Raw genomic sequence first — 18,110 nt, 5'->3', positions numbered from 1 at the left:
TTGAAGTTCAAAGCTTATTACATCTCTGCACTGCTGATGGGTTGCAGCTTTAATATAAGCGAGCACAGTGCACATGCTTTACTAATAACACCATCTATTGAAAGTCGGCATTATATCGAACAAATAATTGGTAATTTACGTAATAGCCAAGCAGTGAAATTAGCTGATAATGTATTTACCAAAAAAAGTACGATTACAATTGCCCGTAAACAAGCTTGGTCAGACACACATGTTTTACTAAACGAGCGAGATATTTCGGTACCAGAAACCTTTACACTCTTAATACATAATCAAAAATGCTACATAAGGCATAACCAAACAGAGATAGTTAGACTGCTAAGCCGTATAAAGTGCAAGGAAAATATATATTAGCCCCATACAAAAAAGGCGCTTATCTTACGATAAGCGCCTTTTAAATTTATATCTAAAGCAATTAAGCTTTAGTTACAACGTCAACTAACATCCAGTTTTTGGATTTAGACAAAGGACGACATTCACGTACTGTTACTACGTCACCTTCGTTACACTGGTTAGTTTCGTCATGTGCATGTAGCTTAGTAGTGCGCTTGATGAATTTCCCATAGATTGGGTGCTTCACTTTACGTTCTACTGCAACAGTAATGGACTTGTCCATTTTGTTGCTGACCACACGACCTTGTACTGTACGAACTGTATTTTCAGTCATTATGCAGCAGCCTTTTCAGTCAGAATGGTTTTAACACGCGCTATACTGCGACGCACTTTACGAAGACCGTCAGTTTTTTCAAGCTGACCTGTGCTCGCTTGCATACGCAAGTTGAATTGTTCGCGAAGCAAGTTTAATAACTCTGCGTTCAACTCTTCTACGCTTTTTTCTTTCAGTTCTGTGGCTTTCATTACATCACCGTCCGAGTTACAAAAGTAGTTTTAAATGGCAATTTAGAAGCTGCCAATGCAAAGGCTTCACGTGCTACTTCTTCTGGAACACCTTCCATTTCATATAGCACACGACCTGGCTGAATTTGGCATACCCAATATTCAACGTTACCCTTACCTTTACCTTGACGCACTTCAAGAGGCTTCTCAGTAATTGGCTTATCAGGGAAAACGCGTATCCAGATTTTACCTTGACGTTTAACTGCACGAGTCATAGCACGACGAGCAGCTTCAATTTGACGAGCAGTCATACGACCACGTCCAATTGCTTTTAGTCCGTAAGTACCAAAACTAACGTCGCTACCAGCAGCAAAGCCACGGTTACGACCTTTGTGCATTTTACGGAACTTCATACGTTTAGGTTGTAACATAATTATCCCTCACGCTTAGGAGCACGGCCCTTCTTCTTAGGTGCGGCAGCTGGCTGCTCATGAGTAAGTGGCATGCCACCTAATACTTCACCTTTGAAGATCCATACTTTTACACCAATGATACCGTATTGAGTTGCTGCTTCAGATGTTGCATAGTCGATATCAGCACGGAATGTGTGCAATGGCACACGACCTTCACGATACCACTCTGAACGAGCAATTTCAGCGCCGCCTAAACGACCACTTACTTCAACTTTGATACCTTTAGCGCCAATTCGCATTGCATTTTGTACCGCTCGCTTCATAGCGCGACGGAACATTACACGACGCTCTAATTGGTTAGCGATGCTATCTGCAACAAGTTGACCGTCTAATTCAGGCTTACGTACTTCAGCGATGTTAATCTGAGCTGGCACACCGGCTAGCTTAGATACATGCTTACGTAACTTCTCTACGTCTTCACCTTTCTTACCGATAACAACACCAGGGCGAGCAGTGTGAATAGTCACACGAATACTTTTCGCTGGACGTTCGATAACGATCTTTGATAGTGAAGCACTCTTAAGAGCCTTAGTCAGGAACTGACGAACCTGATGATCATTAAACAAGTTATCTGCATAATCTGCAGTATTAGCGTACCAGGTAGATGTCCATGGTTTGCTGATACCCAGGCGTATACCTGTAGGATGTACCTTCTGTCCCATTATCTTCTCCTAGTTATCAGACACAACAACAGTGATGTGACTGCTACGCTTAAAAATACGATCAGCACGACCTTTCGCTCGAGTCTTGATACGCTTCATAGTTGGACCTTCGTCAACAAAGATTTTAGATACTGTCAATTCGTCAATATCTGCACCTTCGTTATGTTCGGCGTTCGCAATCGCTGACTCTAGTACTTTTTTGACTAGATCCGCACCTTTTTTCGGGCTGTAAGCCAGAACTTCAAGTGCTTTTTCAACGTGTAAACCACGAATTTGATCTGCTACCAAGCGTGCCTTTTGAGCAGAGGTACGAGCATGACGATGTTTAGCAAAAGCTTCCATAATCTAATTCCTATCTCTTGGCTTTCTTATCCGCGACATGGCCACGGTAAGTACGCGTTGGAGCAAATTCGCCCAATTTGTGGCCGACCATTTCGTCACTGACAAATACAGGAACGTGTTGGCGACCGTTATGGACTGCAATGGTCAACCCAATCATATCTGGGATGATCATAGAGCGGCGAGACCAAGTTTTGATTGGTTTTTTCTCGCCTTTCTCCACTGCAGCCTCGACCTTCTTCAGCAAGTGTAGGTCTATAAATGGACCCTTCTTGAGAGAACGTGGCATGGTGAATCCTCGCTGTTACTTATTACGACGACGTACGATTAATTTATCAGTACGCTTGTTACTACGTGTTTTCTTACCCTTAGTAGGTACGCCCCAAGGTGATACTGGATGACGGCCACCAGAGGTACGACCTTCACCACCACCGTGTGGGTGATCTACTGGGTTCATGGCAACACCACGTACAGTTGGGCGGATACCGCGCCATCTGTTCGCACCGGCTTTACCAAGTGAACGTAGCATGTGTTCTGCATTACCGATTTCACCAATGGTGGCACGGCAATCTGCCAATACTTTACGTACTTCACCAGAACGTAGACGAAGAGTTACATAACCCTCAGCACGCGCTAGTATTTGTGCGTAAGCACCTGCAGAACGAGCAATTTGTGCACCTTTACCAGGCTTCATTTCAATAGCATGTACCGTAGTACCTACTGGAATGTTACGCATTGGTAAAGTATTACCTGATTTAATCGGCGCATCTGAACCAGACTGAATCGCATCGCCTGCTTTAGCACCTTTAGGCGCTAAAATGTAACGACGCTCACCATCTGCATATAATACTAGGCAGATGTTTGCAGAACGGTTTGGATCGTATTCTAAACGCTCAATTTTAGCAGGAATGCCGTCTTTGTTACGTTTAAAATCGATAACACGATAATGATGCTTGTGACCACCACCAATGTGACGCACAGTAATGCGACCATTGTTGTTACGGCCACCCGATTTGCTGTTCTTTTCAAGCAAAGGAGCATATGGAGCGCCTTTGTGTAGATCAGGGTTGGTTACCTGAACTACGTGACGACGACCAGGAGAAGTCGGCTTAGCTTTCAATAATGGCATATCTAATCCCCTTCTTAACCTTCGCTGCCAGCAAAGTCGATGTCTTGACCTTCTTTAAGCACAACGTAGGCTTTTTTCCAGTCTTTACGCTTACCGAAAGATGCACCGTGACGCTTAGTTTTACCTTTAACGTTTAGGGTACGAACAGAATCAACTTCAACTTCAAATAATTTTTCAACTGCAGCTTTGATTTCTTCTTTGTTCGCATCTTTTACTACTTTCAAAACAACAGTGTTGTTTACTTCAGCAGATAGCGTTGCTTTTTCAGAAACATGTGGTGCTAATAGCACCTTAAGTAGACGCTCTTCATTTATCATGCTAGCGACTCCTCTAATTGTTTAACCGCATCAGCAGTCATCAATACTTTTTCGAATGCAATAAGACTTACTGGGTCAATACCTTGAACATCACGTACGTCAACTTTGTACAAGTTGCGTGCTGATAAGAATAAGTTCTCATCAACTTCTGATGTCACGATAAGTACATCTTTAAGCTCAAGCGCGTCTAACTTAGAAATTAATTCTTTAGTTTTCGGTGCTTCAACTGCAAATTTTTCAACCACGATTAAACGTTCTTGACGTACCAATTCAGAAAGGATGCTTTGTATCGCACCACGGTACATCTTTTTGTTAACCTTTTGGCTGTGATCCTGCGGCTTAGCAGCAAATGTTACGCCACCAGAACGCCAGATAGGACTACGGATTGTACCAGCACGGGCACGACCTGTTCCTTTTTGACGCCAAGGCTTAGCACCACCACCACGTACTTCAGAGCGTGTTTTTTGTGCTTTAGAACCCTGACGAGCTCCTGCACCGAATGCTACTACTACTTGATGTACTAGAGCTTCGTTAAAATCACGTCCAAAGGTTGCTTCGGATACTTCAAGAGCGCTTTGCGCGTCTTTCAATACTAATTCCATCACTTAACTCCTCAGACGTTACGCTTTGACAGCGGCTTTGATAATGACGTCGCCACCAGCTGCTCCAGGAACAGTACCTTTTACTAATAAAAGATTGTTCTCTGTATCAACTCGTACTACGTCCAAAGACTGTACTGTTGCACGCTTGTTACCCATTTGCCCGGCCATTTTCTTACCTTTGAAAACTTTACCAGGTGATTGGTTTTGACCAATCGAACCAGGTGCACGATGCGATAATGAGTTACCATGTGTATTACGTTGGTGGCTAAAGTTGTGACGCTTAATTGCACCAGCAAAACCTTTACCTTTGGAAGTTCCAACAACGTCAACTAATTTAGTGTCGTTAAAGATTTCAACAGTAATTTCACTGCCTACTTCAATACCTTCACCTTCGTTGTCGTCTAAACGGAATTCCCATAAACCGCGGCCTGCTTCCACGCCAGCTTTAGCAAAATGACCTGCTGCAGCTTTATTTACGCGGTTAGCTTTTTTCTCACCAGCGGTTACTTGAAGCGCTTTATACCCATCGGTTTCTTCAGTACGTAACTGAGTAACACGATTAGGAGTGGCTTCAATAACAGTCACAGGAATAGACACACCATCTTCAGTGAAGATGCGAGTCATACCTACTTTACGACCGATTATTCCAATCGCCATGTTAAAAACCTCTCTTGTTAGCCCAGGCTGATTTGAACATCAACACCGGCAGCCAAGTCCAATCTCATTAATGCGTCTACTGTTTTATCAGTAGGCTCAATGATATCCACCAAACGCTTATGTGTACGAATTTCATACTGATCACGTGCATCTTTATTTACGTGAGGTGAAGTAAGTACTGTGTAACGCTCTTTACGTGTAGGTAGTGGAATAGGACCGCTAACCTGAGCACCTGTACGCTTCGCAGTTTCAACGATTTCAGCCGTAGACTGATCGATCAACTTGTGATCAAACGCTTTCAAACGAATACGAATTCTTTGATTTGGCATCGATTAAGCTCCAATCGAAAGAACAAAAAAAATCATCCACACCACCATTTAATATTTGGTAGGAGGATGCGTGTAAACTATTAACCCACAATTGGGGCTCTGTTTTTTTCTGTTGGCCTATAATGAACTAACGTGCTTTGAAACAAAGTTATACTTTAGTTACTACCAACTTTCACCGTCTCTAGGACAAGTGGGCGCGAATTATACTTACTCTTTAATCTAATGCAAGGGTAAATTGCAATTAAATGTTTATTTTATAATCACCGCTGATTTCTTCTCTATTTAAATAACAACCACCAACATTAATTTATAAAACAAGGTGTACTCTGCCGTTACACAGTCAAGTAAAGGTTAAGTAATCGCTCTTAATCAGAAGTGCCTATTTATTAGATCACAAAGGCCATAATATTTGAGTAAAGAATGATATTTACCATTCAACTTTTTACTAAGTCTTTAAGGCAGAAGCGGGCTTTTTAAAACTAGGCGATAAGTGGGCCGGTATAAAAGCTATTTGCTGAAACGACTGCGTCAGTTATAGTAGTAACGAATAACAGTATTTTAACAACAAATAATGAATTCTGACGTTAATCAAAATCATCTCGATAGAATAAACCAGTTACTCTCTACTTATCCATCATTGATGGATGCATACCATAAGTTAGAGCCCTTCTTGCTGAATCTTTTTCAAGCAGAAAGAATGAGTATTTTTCAACGTCGACGTCAGCATCAAGATTTAGTCGCTCGCTATAAAACTGGTAAAGAAACTAGAGAGATCAAAGTACCAATAAGTCCGATGTCTATAGCGGGATATGTAGCCTTGAGCCAGTTACCACTAGTCATTAAAGACCCATATGATAAAGATGAGTTAGCAAGTATTCATAAACGCCTTAAATTTGCTGATAAGTTTGACAAAGGTTCTACCTTTAAAACACGTAATATAATTTGCATACCCATACTCGATTCAGGGGTCTTGATGGGTGTTATGCAAGTTATCAATAAAAAAGAGAGTGGCTTCTCCTCTCAAGATCTTGCGTTGGCAAACGCTATCGCAGAAATAATGGGGAAAAAGTTTAGATACGAGCTAGGTGGTACAAGCCAACCCTTTGATTATCTAGTACACCGCAACTTGATTACTGAAAAAGAATTAAAAAAGTTACAAGAGGGTAGCCACGATAACAGGCAACTAGTACAGCGACTAATGTCTGAACATAGGATCCCAGAAGAAAATCTAGGCAACGCTTTATCTGTTCACTACCAAGTACCATTTCTACCTTATTTACCTGATAAATATCACCTCTTTCAAAGTGAAAGTAAGCTTAATCTATCTTATTTAAAGCGTAACTTTGTAGCTGTACTTTCAGATATAAATGATAACCCCATTGTATTAATGGCAGAACCCAACAATGCCACTTTACTAATGGAAATAGAAAGTGCTTTAGGCATAGATAGTTACGAAATCTCTGTTAGCTTGCCCAACTTAATCCTACAGTATTTAGGTGAAGCATCAGGAGGTGGTTCAGGCCCAGGTGCCATGGACGAAATCCTAGATGAAATCGGCACTACCGTTGATGAGATAGACGAACAAGCTGACGAAATGTCCGATGACGCACCTGCTGTTGTACGTTTAGTTAGCCGAGTATTGCATGATGCTAAACGTCTAAATGCTTCAGATATACACGTAGATCCTGAAAAAAATGCGCCAACCCGTGTCAGAATGCGTATAGATGGTGTATGTCGTGATGTTACACAAGTGCCTGCGTCTCACCATAGTGCCGTAATTGCCCGTATTAAGATTATGTCTAATCTTAATATTGCAGAAAAACGTGTTCCGCAAGATGGCAAGTTGGCTTTTCGCATGTCTGGACAACTCATTGAGGTGCGGGTGGCCACTATTCCTACCGTAGCCGGCGAAGGTGTTGTTATGCGGATTTTAGCTGCAGGCGGCGCCTTACCTATGAGCAAGTTAAACTTGTCTCCTAACAATCATAAAAAGATTTTAGACCTAGTCAAAAAGCCACACGGTATTATGTTGGTTGTAGGACCAACAGGTTCAGGTAAAACCACGACCTTACATGCTGTTTTAGGTCACATTAATACTCCTGAGCGAAAAATTTGGACAGCCGAAGATCCAGTGGAGATCACTCAGCCTGGTCTCCAGCAAGTTCAAGTCAGTGCCAAAATTGGATTTACCTTTGCCAACGCCCTAAGAGCGTTTTTGCGTGCCGACCCGGATGTTATCCTCATTGGTGAAATGCGGGATAAAGAAACAGCTCATGCAGGTATTGAAGCATCACTTACCGGTCACTTGGTATTTTCCACATTACATACCAACTCGGCACCAGAGACTATATCCCGTTTGTTAGACCTAGGATTAGATCCTGTTAACTTTTCTGATGCCTGTGTAGGCATCTTGGCCCAGCGATTAATTAGAACCATATGTCCCAATTGTAAAGAGAAATACCCAGCCAGCGAAACTGATCTGGCCTTTATAAAACGGCAATACGGTGAAGAGTATATACACGAGCTAGAGCTTACCGAGCCTTTAATGCTCTACAGAGGTAAAGGTTGTGACGAGTGCGGTGATACAGGTTACAGGGGCCGAACAGGCGTACATGAATTACTAGCTATGACAGGCGAACTTAGAGCGTTAATTTATAAGGAATCATCAGTACATGAGATGAAAGCGCAAGCCATGGGTGATGGCATGCGAACCCTAACCCAAGACGGTATTTTGAAAGTGTTAAAAGGAGATACAGACATAGCCCAAGTGCAAATAATTAGCGGTGGAGGCCACTAACGTACCAGTAAGGCAGGCTATTATAATAGGCATAATAAAAGTTTGAATATAACCTGTTTATACTCGCCCCTCACATTTAGTCGTGAGTGGTTATTACACTCAGCTCCACATATAACTAAAAACTTCAATATATCAGAGAAATTAACCATGTTAGCTAACACAAAGAAGCTACTGATTACGGCAGGTCTACTTTGCTTACCTTTTACTTTATTGGCAGGCAGTAATGAAAACGAAAGTAATCAAGCAACCACAAATGATTGGAATGTACTTAATCCTCCATTAGATTTATCTACCGTATCCATAAACACCCAAGAAGTTACTTGGTCTAGTTTGGATATCACACCAGATGATCAACACATAGTCTTTGATATGTTAGGTGATATTTTTATAGTCGATGCTAGCGGTGGCGAAGCTAAAGCGCTTACTCAAGATTTTGCATGGAACATTCATCCAACAGTCAGCCCTGATGGAAAGAGAATAGCCTTTATTTCTGATCGCGCAGGCGTATCGAACCTTTGGGTTATGAATATTGATGGGTCTAACCTAAAACAACTTAGTACCGAAAAATACAACTTAATTCACTCTCCTAAATGGAGCCCAGACGGTGAGTACATAGCGGTAAGTAAAGGTATTATGTCAAGTCGTAGCATACCGGCCGGAGAAATATGGCTATATCATCATTCAGGGGGCGATGGCCTTGCAATAAAAAAACGAGTAAGCGGCAAAAAAGAGCAAAATAATATCGCAGACCCTGCCTTTTCACCTGATGGCAAGTACTTGTACTTTACTCAAAATACTGTAGCGGGCAGCTCATTTAGTTATAATCGTGACCCGCTAAAAGGCATTTTCGCCATCACTCGCTATGAAATGGCAACAGGTGAAGAAGAAAGGTTTATCAGCGGTACTGGGGGCGCAGTCGTTCCTACCCCTTCTCCTGATGGTAAAAAAGTCGCATTTATTCGTAGAGTAAAACAAAAAACAGCACTTTTTATTAAAGACTTAACCACAGGATTAGAAGAGCCTATTTACCTCGACCTTGAACGAGACATGCAAGAAGGGTTTGGTTCAGAGGGGTATTTTGCCTATTTTGATTGGACCTCAGACTCCGAAAACCTAATATTTTGGACTGCAGGTCAATTCCACCAGCTAAATGTCAAAAGCCAGGCAATCAAAACTATCCCTATTTCGGTCAAAACTGAACTTCAATATGCTGACGCACTGCGAGTGGATGTGGATGTTGCTCCTGATTCATTTCCAATAAAAATGACTCGATGGGCACAAAAATCACCGAACGGTAAATCAATATTATTTCAAGCCTTAGGCAAGCTTTACATTAAAGATATCAAGTCAGGAAAAATTAAACGCTTAACCAAACAAAGTAATCATGACGAGCTTTACCCAAGATATTCAAATGACGGTAAAAGCATTATTTACACCACCTGGAACGACCAAGACTTAGGAACAGTCAACATAATCAAAGCCAAGGGAGGAAAAGGTAAGGTTATTACAAAAACTCCAGGCCACTATATAGAACCAAGCTTCTCAACCGATGGCAAACTAGTGACTTATAAAAAGGTTACAGGGGGATATTTACTTAGCCCAGAGTATTCAATTGAACCAGGCATATATATCAAAAACTTAAAAACTGGTGACACCAAACGTATCAGTAAATCAGGTTCTGCCCCACATTTTGCAGGAGATAATAAACGGGTCTATATCACCACATCTGTTTCCGGCTCTAGTTACCCAGAAACCCAACTAATTAGTGTCGACTTAAACGGAGAAGATAAGCGTGAACATTTATACGGTGCCGATAAAGTCGCCGAATATAGATTATCTCACGACAAAAAATGGGTTGCCTTTGTTTATCAATACAATGCCTACGTGGCACCATTTGTGGATACAGGTAAACGGATTAACATCAGCCCAAACATGTCATCTTTACCCGTTAAAAAGATATCAAGCAAAGCCGGTGAATACCTCACATGGAGCTCGGATAATCAAACGATTAGCTGGTATCACGCTGCGACTTTTTACGAGCGAAACCTTAAAGACACTTTTGACTTTATAGCTAATAGTACAACCCCTTTGCCAGAACCAGTGAGCGAGGGTATCAATTTGTCATTTGAGCAAGTTACAGATAAACCTAGGGGTTATAAAGCACTGGTAGGCGGTACTATCGTCACTATGCGCAACGCCGATAAAGAACAAGAAGTGATCGAAGACGGCATAATACTTATCAAAGACAATAAAATAGAAAGTGTCGGTAAAAAGGGGGAGATTACCATTCCAGACGGTGCTTTAGTTGTCGATACCAAAGGTCACACCATTTTACCTGGCTTAGTTGATACCCATGCACATGGCTCTCAAGGTAGTTATGAAATAATTCCTCAACAAAACTGGAGCATGTATTCAGCATTAGCCTTTGGAGTCACAAGTATTCACGACCCATCTAATGACACCACAGAAATATTTTCTGCTGCAGAGTTACAAAAAGCAGGAAAAATTGTCGCACCCCGAATCTACTCTACAGGTACGATTTTATATGGCGCAGAAGCCCTAGGATACAAAGCAATTATCAATAGCTACGATGACGCCTTGTTTCATATTCAAAGGTTAAAAGAAACAGGTGCCATATCTGTAAAAAGTTACAATCAACCTAGACGTGACACACGCCAACAAATATTAGCAGCTGCCAAAGCTCTTGGCATGATGGTTGTCCCTGAAGGTGGAGGAAAATTCCAACAGAATATTTCTATGCTAGTAGATGGACACACCGGCCTTGAGCATTCACTCCCCATAGCAACTGGATATAACGACTTAAATGAACTTTGGGCTGCAACAAAATTTGGTTATACCCCCACTTTTGTGGTGTCTTACGGCGGCATGATGGGTGAAGAATATTTTTACGACAAAACAGAGGTTTGGAAAAACGAACGTCTACTAAGATACACACCATATTTCTTACTAGATAGACGCTCAATTAGACGCCCTACCGCGCCAGAGAATCAATATAACCACTTTGCAGTGGCAAAGTACGCTAAAACCCTCAGAGATGAAGGGGTAAGTGTCCATATTGGAGCCCATGGACAAAGAGAAGGCTTAGCTGCCCACTGGGAGCTTTGGATTATGGAGCAAGGAGGCTTTACCCCTTGGGAAGCCCTGCGTGCAGGTACCATAGACGGTGCGACACATTTAGGCATGAACAAACAAATAGGCAGTATTGAAGCAGGTAAATTAGCCGACTTAATGATAATAGATGGCGATGTGTTAAAGGATATACGCCGCAGTGAATACGTTAGCTATACCGTCATTAATGGACGAGTTTATGACACAGCAACCATGAACCAAGTTGGCAGCAAAAAGACAAGACAGGACTTTTTCTTCGAAAATAACAATCAACTCTTTATGCCAGAAGCCACTAAACAAGCCATAGATGCAAAAGCCCATAAGCATCACTGGGTACATTAAAAGCCAAAAAGCTTAATAAAAAGGCGCTGAAAACAGCGCCTTTTTTTATATATAAATTTAATTTAAAAAACTTGCATCCAATCCCATGAGTTAGCCGTTTGGTATTTGAGAGCCATCATTTGAGCCGAAATTTTTGATCTATAAGTCAAATATTCCTCTGAAGTTGTTGGACAACTTTCATACTAAACACTTAAAGGATATATCATGAGAAAGAACCAATACCACTCCACCGCCATTCTTAAGTTTTCTGGCATTAGCTTAGCCATACTCTTTGCATTAAGCGCCTGTGAGGGGGACGACGGCACCGACGGCATCGACGGGGTAGATGGACAGAATGGTACGCCAGGATTTACCGCTGCAAATTATATTCTATCAAATAATGGCACAGACAATGTAGGCACCACTGATCTACTAGATCAAAATGCCTCATCCTTAAAAAGCTTTAACTCTGGTAATAACGAAGGAGTAGCAATTAATACTCTAGGTCATATGACACAAGCTGGTGACACAACAACTGGTAGTTTAAGAACTGTGTGTAATATCGCTAAAAGAGCAGACAACGCTAGTTTCAATACAGTGATAGATAGAGAACTAACAGGTAGTAACACTCAATTAGTAAACCCCAAAGGAATACATATATCTGAAAAATTAGGCCTGACTTTTGTTGCCGACTTTGGTGCAATGCAGGTAAGCGTATACGGAAACCAAGCAGCTGGTGACAGTGCACCGGTTGCAACAACCACTACAGATGCTACTCCTTGGGATGTATTTTATGATGATGTAAATGACAGGCTATTTGTAGCCTTAACAAATGGTTACGTCACAGTTTACGATAACTATGTTGCTACTGACTTTTCTGCCGCCACACCTAGAACTATTATTCCAAGTGATGCCAATTTAAGCCAAGTTTCGGTTAACATTCATGGCATAGTTTATGACATCACCAATGACAAGTTGATTTTATCAGATGTGGGCAGTGCTTCTGATGCAACTGACGGCAGCATCTTTGTCATAGACAATGCATCTACTGCGCAAGGGAATGTCACTGTAGCTCGAAGTATTTCCGGCCCTGATTCGAGCTTAGGAAATCCAGTAGATATCATATTAACTGGAACAGACCTACGTGTTGCAGAAAAATCTAATAACGCTATTTTGATATTTTCAAATATCTACAGTGGTGCAAGTACAGACATAGCTCCAGACTTAAGCACGCCAACAATGGCACCAGAGTCTTTAGTTGAGGTAAAACCGGCCTTTACTGGCCAAGATATCTCTGACATCACAAATATTAATGACACAATATCAGCTGTTGTCGTTTCAAGTAATCCAGGAACAGAAGGCCCAACTAGTAATTTACTGACCAACTTTAATGCTGCCTTAACTAGCCAAACAGCCAGTTACAATACAGGTGTAACCCAAGAGAGTATGACCTTTGACGTACAAGGTAACAGTTATGCCACCTATGATGGTGCATCATCAGGTGTACTTATCTCAAGTAAAGTTGCAACAAGCCGTATGGATACTAGTTTCAATCCATCCTACGACAGAAACATTACAGGAGATAACACAGGTTTAATATCACCAAAAGGCATAGATGTTTCATCTAAAAACGGGCTCATATTTGTTGCAGAAAATAACAGTACCACCCCAAGTATTTTGGTGTATTCATCATGTGCATCTGGCAATGCAGCTCCCCTACTAACTCTAACGATGGAAAATAACGCTCAACCTTGGGATGTGGATTACGATGGGCAAACCGACAAAGCTTTTGTAGCACTTACAAATGGAACAATTGCGGTATTTGATCAAGTGGTTGCGAAGCTTAACGCTGGCGTATCAACATTAGAGAATCAAGATAGAACGATCATTCCAGCAATCTCATCTGTTCCTTTGATTGGGCCAAGTAACATTCATGGTATTGATTATGACTCAATAAGTGATTCACTTATTGTTTCTGATGTTGGAAGTGCAAGCGACATTGCCGATGGAAAACTTTATGTACTCAACAATACGGCGAGTGCGTCTGGCCTAACAGACATATCTATAAGTATCGCCGGGGACAATACAAATTTAGGTAACCCTGTAGATATAATGTTTACTGGATCAGACTTGTACGTTGCCGAGAAATCAAACAATTTAGTGATGCGTTTTGATAATATCCTAAGCAGTTCAGGTGGGAATATTAGCCCTAACTTAAGTATTAGCTACACGGCCCCAGAGTCTGTTGCCACAATACCGGCTTCTTTAAAAAATCAGTAATCCCTCTATTGACTAACTGAGTAATTAATAAGCTAGGTTTAAACAACCTAGCTTATTTTTTGTTTATTACCCTCAAGAAGCCACTACAACCTATCTACTAGGTATCTTATCTATCCTCTGTTGAATCTATCAGCCACTTAACTTATAAAAATAGAATCGTTACCCCATCAAAAAACTAATACACAAACATATAATTGACCTTGCATACTCATGTTTGTTTATCAGTTATTATTAACCCAACAATAAAATTAATAGGAGCTAGGTAATGCAAAAGCAATTAGTGTGGGATCTTCCAGTACGCTTGTTTCACTGGTTGTTGGTAATATGCATTTTTGCACAGTGGTTTACCGTCGAAGTTTTAGAAGATGCCACTGATATTCATTTTTACATTGGGTACTTCACATTAGGACTTATTATATTCCGTCTAATTTGGGGAATAGTAGGGACGACATACGCCAAGTTCAGTAGCTTTCTTGCCAGTCCCAAAACTATGTTGGCTTACCTAAAAAGCTTAGGCAATAAGAACCACTCTCCAACAATTGGCCATAATTCAGTTGGTGGATTAATGCTGCCTGCGGTTCTGCTATTAGTTGGTTTACAAGCAACGAGCGGTTTGTTTATTACAGATGATATAATAAATGAAGGCCCTTACTATGCCAGTGCAAGTGACACTATAAAAAGCTATATGATGTGGCTACACCACAATATATTTAATGTACTTCTTGGACTAATTGCCATCCATTTATTGGCTATTTTTTATTATCGATTTGCACTAAAACACGACCTTATCAGCCCAATGTTTACAGGTAAAAAAGTAGTAAAGCCTGCTGATGCTATTACAAGTTCAAAACTACTCCTCGCGGTCATCATCGCAGTGCTTGTTGCTAGCTTTGTGTATTGGCTAGTGGCAATCAATCCACCTGTGGTTGAGCTAGACTATTACTATTGATTAATAAAATAAAAAACCGCTTTAAAGCGGTTTTTTATTGTAAACACAGTTTTGTTTATTAATCAGCTTTGTAGCTATCGTGACAACCTTTACAGGTTTTAAAAACCCCACCTATGGCAGATTTATACTTACTTTCATCGCCAGCCGCAGCTGCTTTATACAATTCAACAGACGCGAGTGTTAATGCATCCGCTTTTTCGTTGAAATCGGCCTGATTTTTCCAAATATCATCTACTGCTTCTGTATCTAAATCAAACTTGCTTGTATCAGTTGCAAAATAGTCTTCTACCATCAAAGATAATTGCTCTAATCGCTTGGCATTAGTTTGTAAGATTTCAGCATCAAAAGGTACTGCACCTTTATTCATCGCACCAAGTATACCTACGTTGCTCTTTACAAGTTTAAAAATCGCTTGTCTTGCTTCAATCGCTCCGGCAGCTTGTTTAGCGGATTTAGCAGGCTGTGCCATTACAGCAACGGAGCTTAATAGGCTAACACTTAACATAACAGCAATGGTCTTTTTCATTTTTAATCCTTGGTCGTATAGGGGGGTCTTAAAACATAACTAATAAATGCTTTCTATTAGTTTTGGCTCTTTGATAAATACTATGGGGCAAACCACACAAAAGCAATACTTGAAACGCCGAGATGTGGGTGAGATGCGTTTACCTGAGCTTGAACTGGTTCCCCTGAGATACACCATGTAAAAACTGCACCTGACCTGCTTTTTGTTGTCGGCTTACCGACAGATACAATAGTGAGTCCGCAACCACATCTATTAGTTCATGTGATCCATTAAAGCTCACACCAGCGCCATCAAAGGTGCTTTTTTCAATTTTTAATGCAGTAGCGCCCTCTAAAACTGCATTCGTCATAGTAACAAATGATTGTTTTACATTTAGCGCTACATCATCAGAGGCAACTTGAATATTAGTTAATTCAACCTCAGATTGCTCAATAGAAATACTCTGAGCAGTTAAATTTTTCAGCGTTATATACTGGCACCCTTTGATAACAACCTTAGCGTAATGACCACTAAAAACTCCGTTTTCTGTTCCAGTACAAATTAGATCCTCAAGATACTTAGTATCTGCTAAGCTAACATCCACTGGGTTATTGAATTTAGGTGAGTGCCGCAGTGCTAAATCTAACTGCTCTATAAATTGTTCTGTGCTCTGCTTCATAGGAACATGACCTACGCCTTCTATAATATGAAGCTCTGCATTAGCCAGTTGAGATGCCAACAACTTACCCGTTCTAAGGGGAGCAACTCTATCCAACTCTCCCCAAATAATGTGAGTTGGTACGTGAAAATTATCTAGAGCCTCAGAAAAATCTTCATTGATTAATCCTATTGCTGCATTAAGAGTAGGTCGGTCCTTATATACATATTGTTGCGCAAGTTCATTGCCCATTAAGATTAAGGTTGGATCCGGTAACTGGTCTAGTTGGGTTAATACGTCTCTGCTAATTTTATTAAGAAACCGATTCACTTTTGTCACTGCCGAGTCTATAAATCCAAATTGGTTCTGATATTTAGCAAGCCAATCATAGCGGTTAGGCAATTGAGCCATATGCCTAACAAAGACAGATCGATTTAAGACCCCTGCTGTATCTACCATAACGAGTTTATGCAGTTGCTGTGGAAACTCAGAAGCAAAGCGCAAAACAATTGCGCCTCCCATAGAGTGTCCGACTAAAATAACTTTATCTTTAGAAAATTGCGGAATTAGCCACTTTAATAACTCTGCGTATTTTTGTGGCGCCACTTGCAGCGACGTGGGATCAGATTCTCCAAAACCCGGCAAGTCAAGTGCGACAACATGATAATTAGTTTCTAAATGGGGGATAACATCCATCCAATCCCGCAGTCCGTTGTAGCCTAAGCCATGAACCAAGACAATCGTATCTTTGTGTGTTACTCCCGTTTCAACTACATGTACTTGGCCGCCAAATACAGGTTCTTCGATGCGCATTTGTGACCAGTGAGAAGGCAATGCTTCTAGTGGTCCTTCCATTACTTCTTGGGCAAAACCAAACGCTGAAGCGGAGATAGCAGCTATCACAAATCCAAAAGAGATAATCAACTTCATGTATAATCCTTGAAGATAATGAGTATATAAAACACCTAGTTACTAATGTGATAATGTAATTTTAAATATACGGTTATGGCCTAATAATATAATCTATTTACGTTTACATGATTAGATACTTAGTTAGGCATAATGAGATCCTATAATGGCTGATAAAAATTTTGAAAAGTCTTTCGAGACACTAAAGCAAACCATACCTTTAATGTTAAAGCATAAAGTATCTGCTGTGCCTACTAACTACGCACTTTGGTATACCTATGCATCAAACGAGGTACCAGAATTAAGTCATGCTATTGACCATGCATTAGATAACAAGCTTCCCCTTTCTAAAACCAAATCAAAAGAGTTATATCGAAATTTTGTAGCCGAACAAGAAGAAACATCAGCATGGGAACTAAGGCAATCTGTTGAAGCCATGTTGCTTGAATTATCCCAGTCTCTCCAAGACACGCGAACAGAAACCACCAGCTTTAAAGAAAACATGGACTCTTGTATCGATGATTTAGCCAAAGTAGAAAAAGAAGGCTTATCCATAGAGGAAGCCATGGCCTTAGTGCGAAACTTAGTAAGAGACACTCAAAATATCAGGCGCAGCACCATTAGTTTTAATGCATCTTTAAATGACGCGCAAAATGAAATCATTGCCTTACGGGCTCAGTTAGAGAAAAGCCAGCAGGATGCACTTTATGATGCTTTAACAGGTTTATGTAATAGACGTTTTTTCGACGAAGAGCTCGCGGCTCAATCAATGAATCCAAACTTGTTTCTACTCATAGTTGACCTTGATTACTTTAAAAAAATTAATGACACCTATGGTCATGTTATGGGCGACTTAGTATTAAAAGCAACAGCTAAAAAGCTACAAGCTAGTTGTCGCGATGACGCTCAAGCCTTTAGGTTCGGAGGAGAAGAGTTTGCGGTTATTATTCCTAACTCTAATTTTTCAAGCGCCAAAAGCATAGCTGAATCAATGCGAAAAGCCATTGAAAAAATCAGCGTAAAAGACAAGCGAACGGGTAAAGTTGTGGGCGATATTTCCGCATCTATTGGCTTAGCTGAACTACGTAAAGGCATGAACCCATTAGCCTTAGTTGAAGCAGCCGACCAGCAACTATACAAAGCAAAAAATTTAGGACGTAATCGTGTTATGCCAATGAGTTAACGTTTCAAAGTTAATT

19 protein-coding genes are annotated in these 18,110 nt (G+C 40.8%); 6 read left to right on the top strand and 13 right to left on the bottom strand.

Annotated elements, in window-relative coordinates; all coding sequences use genetic code 11:
- On the top strand, window positions 1–372 hold the full coding sequence (locus tag ACMUMK_RS12340; RefSeq protein ID WP_414701445.1) for a hypothetical protein: 372 nt from the start codon (window positions 1–3) through the stop codon (window positions 370–372).
- A 61-nt stretch (window positions 373–433) separates the two neighbouring features.
- Here ACMUMK_RS12340 and rpsQ read toward each other — a convergent pair whose 3' ends face one another.
- Genes rpsQ through rpsJ form a run of 11 tightly spaced genes read right to left on the bottom strand, consistent with a single transcriptional unit; the run spans window position 434 to window position 5,363 of the window.
- Window positions 434–685, bottom strand: a complete 252-nt coding sequence (rpsQ, locus tag ACMUMK_RS12335) for a 30S ribosomal protein S17 (RefSeq protein WP_414701444.1) — start codon at window positions 683–685, stop codon at window positions 434–436.
- Window positions 685–876 carry a 50S ribosomal protein L29 gene (gene rpmC, locus ACMUMK_RS12330; protein WP_133471896.1) on the bottom strand — a complete coding sequence of 64 codons (192 nt, stop codon included), beginning with the start codon at window positions 874–876 and terminating at the stop codon, window positions 685–687. Before rpmC ends, rpsQ begins: the two co-directional genes overlap by 1 nt.
- Window positions 876–1,286, bottom strand: a complete 411-nt coding sequence (rplP, locus tag ACMUMK_RS12325) for a 50S ribosomal protein L16 (protein ID WP_414701443.1) — start codon at window positions 1,284–1,286, stop codon at window positions 876–878. The genes rpmC and rplP overlap by 1 nt, the downstream gene beginning before the upstream one ends.
- Before the next feature lie 2 nt (window positions 1,287–1,288).
- Window positions 1,289–1,990, bottom strand: a complete 702-nt coding sequence (gene rpsC / locus ACMUMK_RS12320; RefSeq protein WP_133471898.1) for a 30S ribosomal protein S3 — start codon at window positions 1,988–1,990, stop codon at window positions 1,289–1,291.
- 9 nt (window positions 1,991–1,999) lie between these two features.
- Window positions 2,000–2,332 carry a 50S ribosomal protein L22 gene (gene rplV / locus ACMUMK_RS12315; RefSeq protein ID WP_133471899.1) on the bottom strand — a complete coding sequence of 111 codons (333 nt, stop codon included), beginning with the start codon at window positions 2,330–2,332 and terminating at the stop codon, window positions 2,000–2,002.
- 10 nt (window positions 2,333–2,342) lie between these two features.
- Entirely contained in the window at window positions 2,343–2,618 is a 276-nt protein-coding gene (gene rpsS / locus ACMUMK_RS12310) for a 30S ribosomal protein S19 (protein ID WP_014107406.1), read from the bottom strand.
- A 15-nt stretch (window positions 2,619–2,633) separates the two neighbouring features.
- Window positions 2,634–3,458: a 50S ribosomal protein L2 gene (gene rplB, locus ACMUMK_RS12305; protein ID WP_133471900.1), complete on the bottom strand. Its 825-nt coding sequence runs from the start codon at window positions 3,456–3,458 to the stop codon at window positions 2,634–2,636.
- A gap of 14 nt (window positions 3,459–3,472) precedes the next feature.
- Window positions 3,473–3,775 (bottom strand): 50S ribosomal protein L23, encoded by a 303-nt coding sequence (gene rplW, locus ACMUMK_RS12300; RefSeq protein ID WP_133471901.1) that lies wholly within the window; start codon window positions 3,773–3,775, stop codon window positions 3,473–3,475.
- Window positions 3,772–4,377: a 50S ribosomal protein L4 gene (gene rplD / locus ACMUMK_RS12295; RefSeq protein ID WP_133471902.1), complete on the bottom strand. Its 606-nt coding sequence runs from the start codon at window positions 4,375–4,377 to the stop codon at window positions 3,772–3,774. Before rplD ends, rplW begins: the two co-directional genes overlap by 4 nt.
- Before the next feature lie 18 nt (window positions 4,378–4,395).
- Window positions 4,396–5,034, bottom strand: a complete 639-nt coding sequence (gene rplC, locus ACMUMK_RS12290) for a 50S ribosomal protein L3 (protein WP_133471903.1) — start codon at window positions 5,032–5,034, stop codon at window positions 4,396–4,398.
- Window positions 5,035–5,051: 17 nt separating this feature from the next.
- Window positions 5,052–5,363: a 30S ribosomal protein S10 gene (gene rpsJ / locus ACMUMK_RS12285; RefSeq protein WP_006012796.1), complete on the bottom strand. Its 312-nt coding sequence runs from the start codon at window positions 5,361–5,363 to the stop codon at window positions 5,052–5,054.
- A gap of 640 nt (window positions 5,364–6,003) precedes the next feature.
- On the opposite strand from rpsJ, the gene ACMUMK_RS12280 reads away from it, so the two are divergent.
- The 4 genes from ACMUMK_RS12280 to ACMUMK_RS12265 all read left to right on the top strand — a co-directional run bounded on the left by ACMUMK_RS12280 (window position 6,004) and on the right by ACMUMK_RS12265 (window position 14,839).
- Entirely contained in the window at window positions 6,004–8,160 is a 2,157-nt protein-coding gene (locus ACMUMK_RS12280; protein ID WP_414701765.1) for an ATPase, T2SS/T4P/T4SS family, read from the top strand.
- Window positions 8,161–8,307: 147 nt separating this feature from the next.
- Window positions 8,308–11,631, top strand: a complete 3,324-nt coding sequence (locus ACMUMK_RS12275; RefSeq protein WP_414701442.1) for an amidohydrolase family protein — start codon at window positions 8,308–8,310, stop codon at window positions 11,629–11,631.
- A gap of 204 nt (window positions 11,632–11,835) precedes the next feature.
- On the top strand, window positions 11,836–13,890 hold the full coding sequence (locus tag ACMUMK_RS12270; RefSeq protein ID WP_414701441.1) for a hypothetical protein: 2,055 nt from the start codon (window positions 11,836–11,838) through the stop codon (window positions 13,888–13,890).
- A 265-nt stretch (window positions 13,891–14,155) separates the two neighbouring features.
- Window positions 14,156–14,839, top strand: coding sequence for a cytochrome b/b6 domain-containing protein (locus tag ACMUMK_RS12265; RefSeq protein WP_414701440.1), 684 nt, complete (start codon window positions 14,156–14,158; stop codon window positions 14,837–14,839).
- 58 nt (window positions 14,840–14,897) lie between these two features.
- On the opposite strand, the gene ACMUMK_RS12260 is transcribed toward ACMUMK_RS12265, so the two are convergent.
- Together ACMUMK_RS12260 and ACMUMK_RS12255 are read right to left on the bottom strand one after the other, a co-directional pair.
- Window positions 14,898–15,365, bottom strand: coding sequence for a c-type cytochrome (locus ACMUMK_RS12260; RefSeq protein ID WP_414701439.1), 468 nt, complete (start codon window positions 15,363–15,365; stop codon window positions 14,898–14,900).
- A 139-nt stretch (window positions 15,366–15,504) separates the two neighbouring features.
- A complete protein-coding gene (locus ACMUMK_RS12255; protein WP_414701438.1) occupies window positions 15,505–16,932 on the bottom strand; it encodes an alpha/beta fold hydrolase in 1,428 nt (475 codons plus the stop codon).
- Window positions 16,933–17,077: 145 nt separating this feature from the next.
- Here ACMUMK_RS12255 and ACMUMK_RS12250 point away from each other — a divergent pair, with 145 nt between their 5' ends.
- Window positions 17,078–18,094: a GGDEF domain-containing protein gene (locus ACMUMK_RS12250; protein ID WP_414701437.1), complete on the top strand. Its 1,017-nt coding sequence runs from the start codon at window positions 17,078–17,080 to the stop codon at window positions 18,092–18,094.
- The last annotated feature ends 16 nt before the right edge of the window (window positions 18,095–18,110 follow it).

Origin of the sequence: Paraglaciecola sp. 2405UD69-4, assembly GCF_047525415.1 — a bacterium.
Taxonomy (GTDB): Bacteria; Pseudomonadota; Gammaproteobacteria; order Enterobacterales; family Alteromonadaceae; genus Paraglaciecola.
The sequence above is the reverse complement of the archived record's forward strand: the minus strand, read 5'-3'. Positions and strand labels throughout refer to the sequence as shown.

Excerpts from the sequence above, each read along its gene's own strand:
- rpsQ (WP_414701444.1), bottom strand. The coding sequence starts at position 685 with ATGACTGAAAATACAGTTCGTACAGTACAAGGTCGTGTGGTCAGCAAC.
- rpmC (WP_133471896.1), bottom strand. The coding sequence starts at position 876 with ATGAAAGCCACAGAACTGAAAGAAAAAAGCGTAGAAGAGTTGAACGCA.
- rplP (WP_414701443.1), bottom strand. The coding sequence starts at position 1,286 with ATGTTACAACCTAAACGTATGAAGTTCCGTAAAATGCACAAAGGTCGT.
- rpsC (WP_133471898.1), bottom strand. The coding sequence starts at position 1,990 with ATGGGACAGAAGGTACATCCTACAGGTATACGCCTGGGTATCAGCAAA.
- rplV (WP_133471899.1), bottom strand. The coding sequence starts at position 2,332 with ATGGAAGCTTTTGCTAAACATCGTCATGCTCGTACCTCTGCTCAAAAG.
- rpsS (WP_014107406.1), bottom strand. The coding sequence starts at position 2,618 with ATGCCACGTTCTCTCAAGAAGGGTCCATTTATAGACCTACACTTGCTG.
- rplB (WP_133471900.1), bottom strand. The coding sequence starts at position 3,458 with ATGCCATTATTGAAAGCTAAGCCGACTTCTCCTGGTCGTCGTCACGTA.
- rplW (WP_133471901.1), bottom strand. The coding sequence starts at position 3,775 with ATGATAAATGAAGAGCGTCTACTTAAGGTGCTATTAGCACCACATGTT.
- rplD (WP_133471902.1), bottom strand. The coding sequence starts at position 4,377 with ATGGAATTAGTATTGAAAGACGCGCAAAGCGCTCTTGAAGTATCCGAA.
- rplC (WP_133471903.1), bottom strand. The coding sequence starts at position 5,034 with ATGGCGATTGGAATAATCGGTCGTAAAGTAGGTATGACTCGCATCTTC.
- rpsJ (WP_006012796.1), bottom strand. The coding sequence starts at position 5,363 with ATGCCAAATCAAAGAATTCGTATTCGTTTGAAAGCGTTTGATCACAAG.
- ACMUMK_RS12280 (WP_414701765.1), top strand. The coding sequence starts at position 6,004 with ATGGATGCATACCATAAGTTAGAGCCCTTCTTGCTGAATCTTTTTCAA.
- ACMUMK_RS12275 (WP_414701442.1), top strand. The coding sequence starts at position 8,308 with ATGTTAGCTAACACAAAGAAGCTACTGATTACGGCAGGTCTACTTTGC.
- ACMUMK_RS12270 (WP_414701441.1), top strand. The coding sequence starts at position 11,836 with ATGAGAAAGAACCAATACCACTCCACCGCCATTCTTAAGTTTTCTGGC.
- ACMUMK_RS12265 (WP_414701440.1), top strand. The coding sequence starts at position 14,156 with ATGCAAAAGCAATTAGTGTGGGATCTTCCAGTACGCTTGTTTCACTGG.
- ACMUMK_RS12260 (WP_414701439.1), bottom strand. The coding sequence starts at position 15,365 with ATGAAAAAGACCATTGCTGTTATGTTAAGTGTTAGCCTATTAAGCTCC.
- ACMUMK_RS12255 (WP_414701438.1), bottom strand. The coding sequence starts at position 16,932 with ATGAAGTTGATTATCTCTTTTGGATTTGTGATAGCTGCTATCTCCGCT.
- ACMUMK_RS12250 (WP_414701437.1), top strand. The coding sequence starts at position 17,078 with ATGGCTGATAAAAATTTTGAAAAGTCTTTCGAGACACTAAAGCAAACC.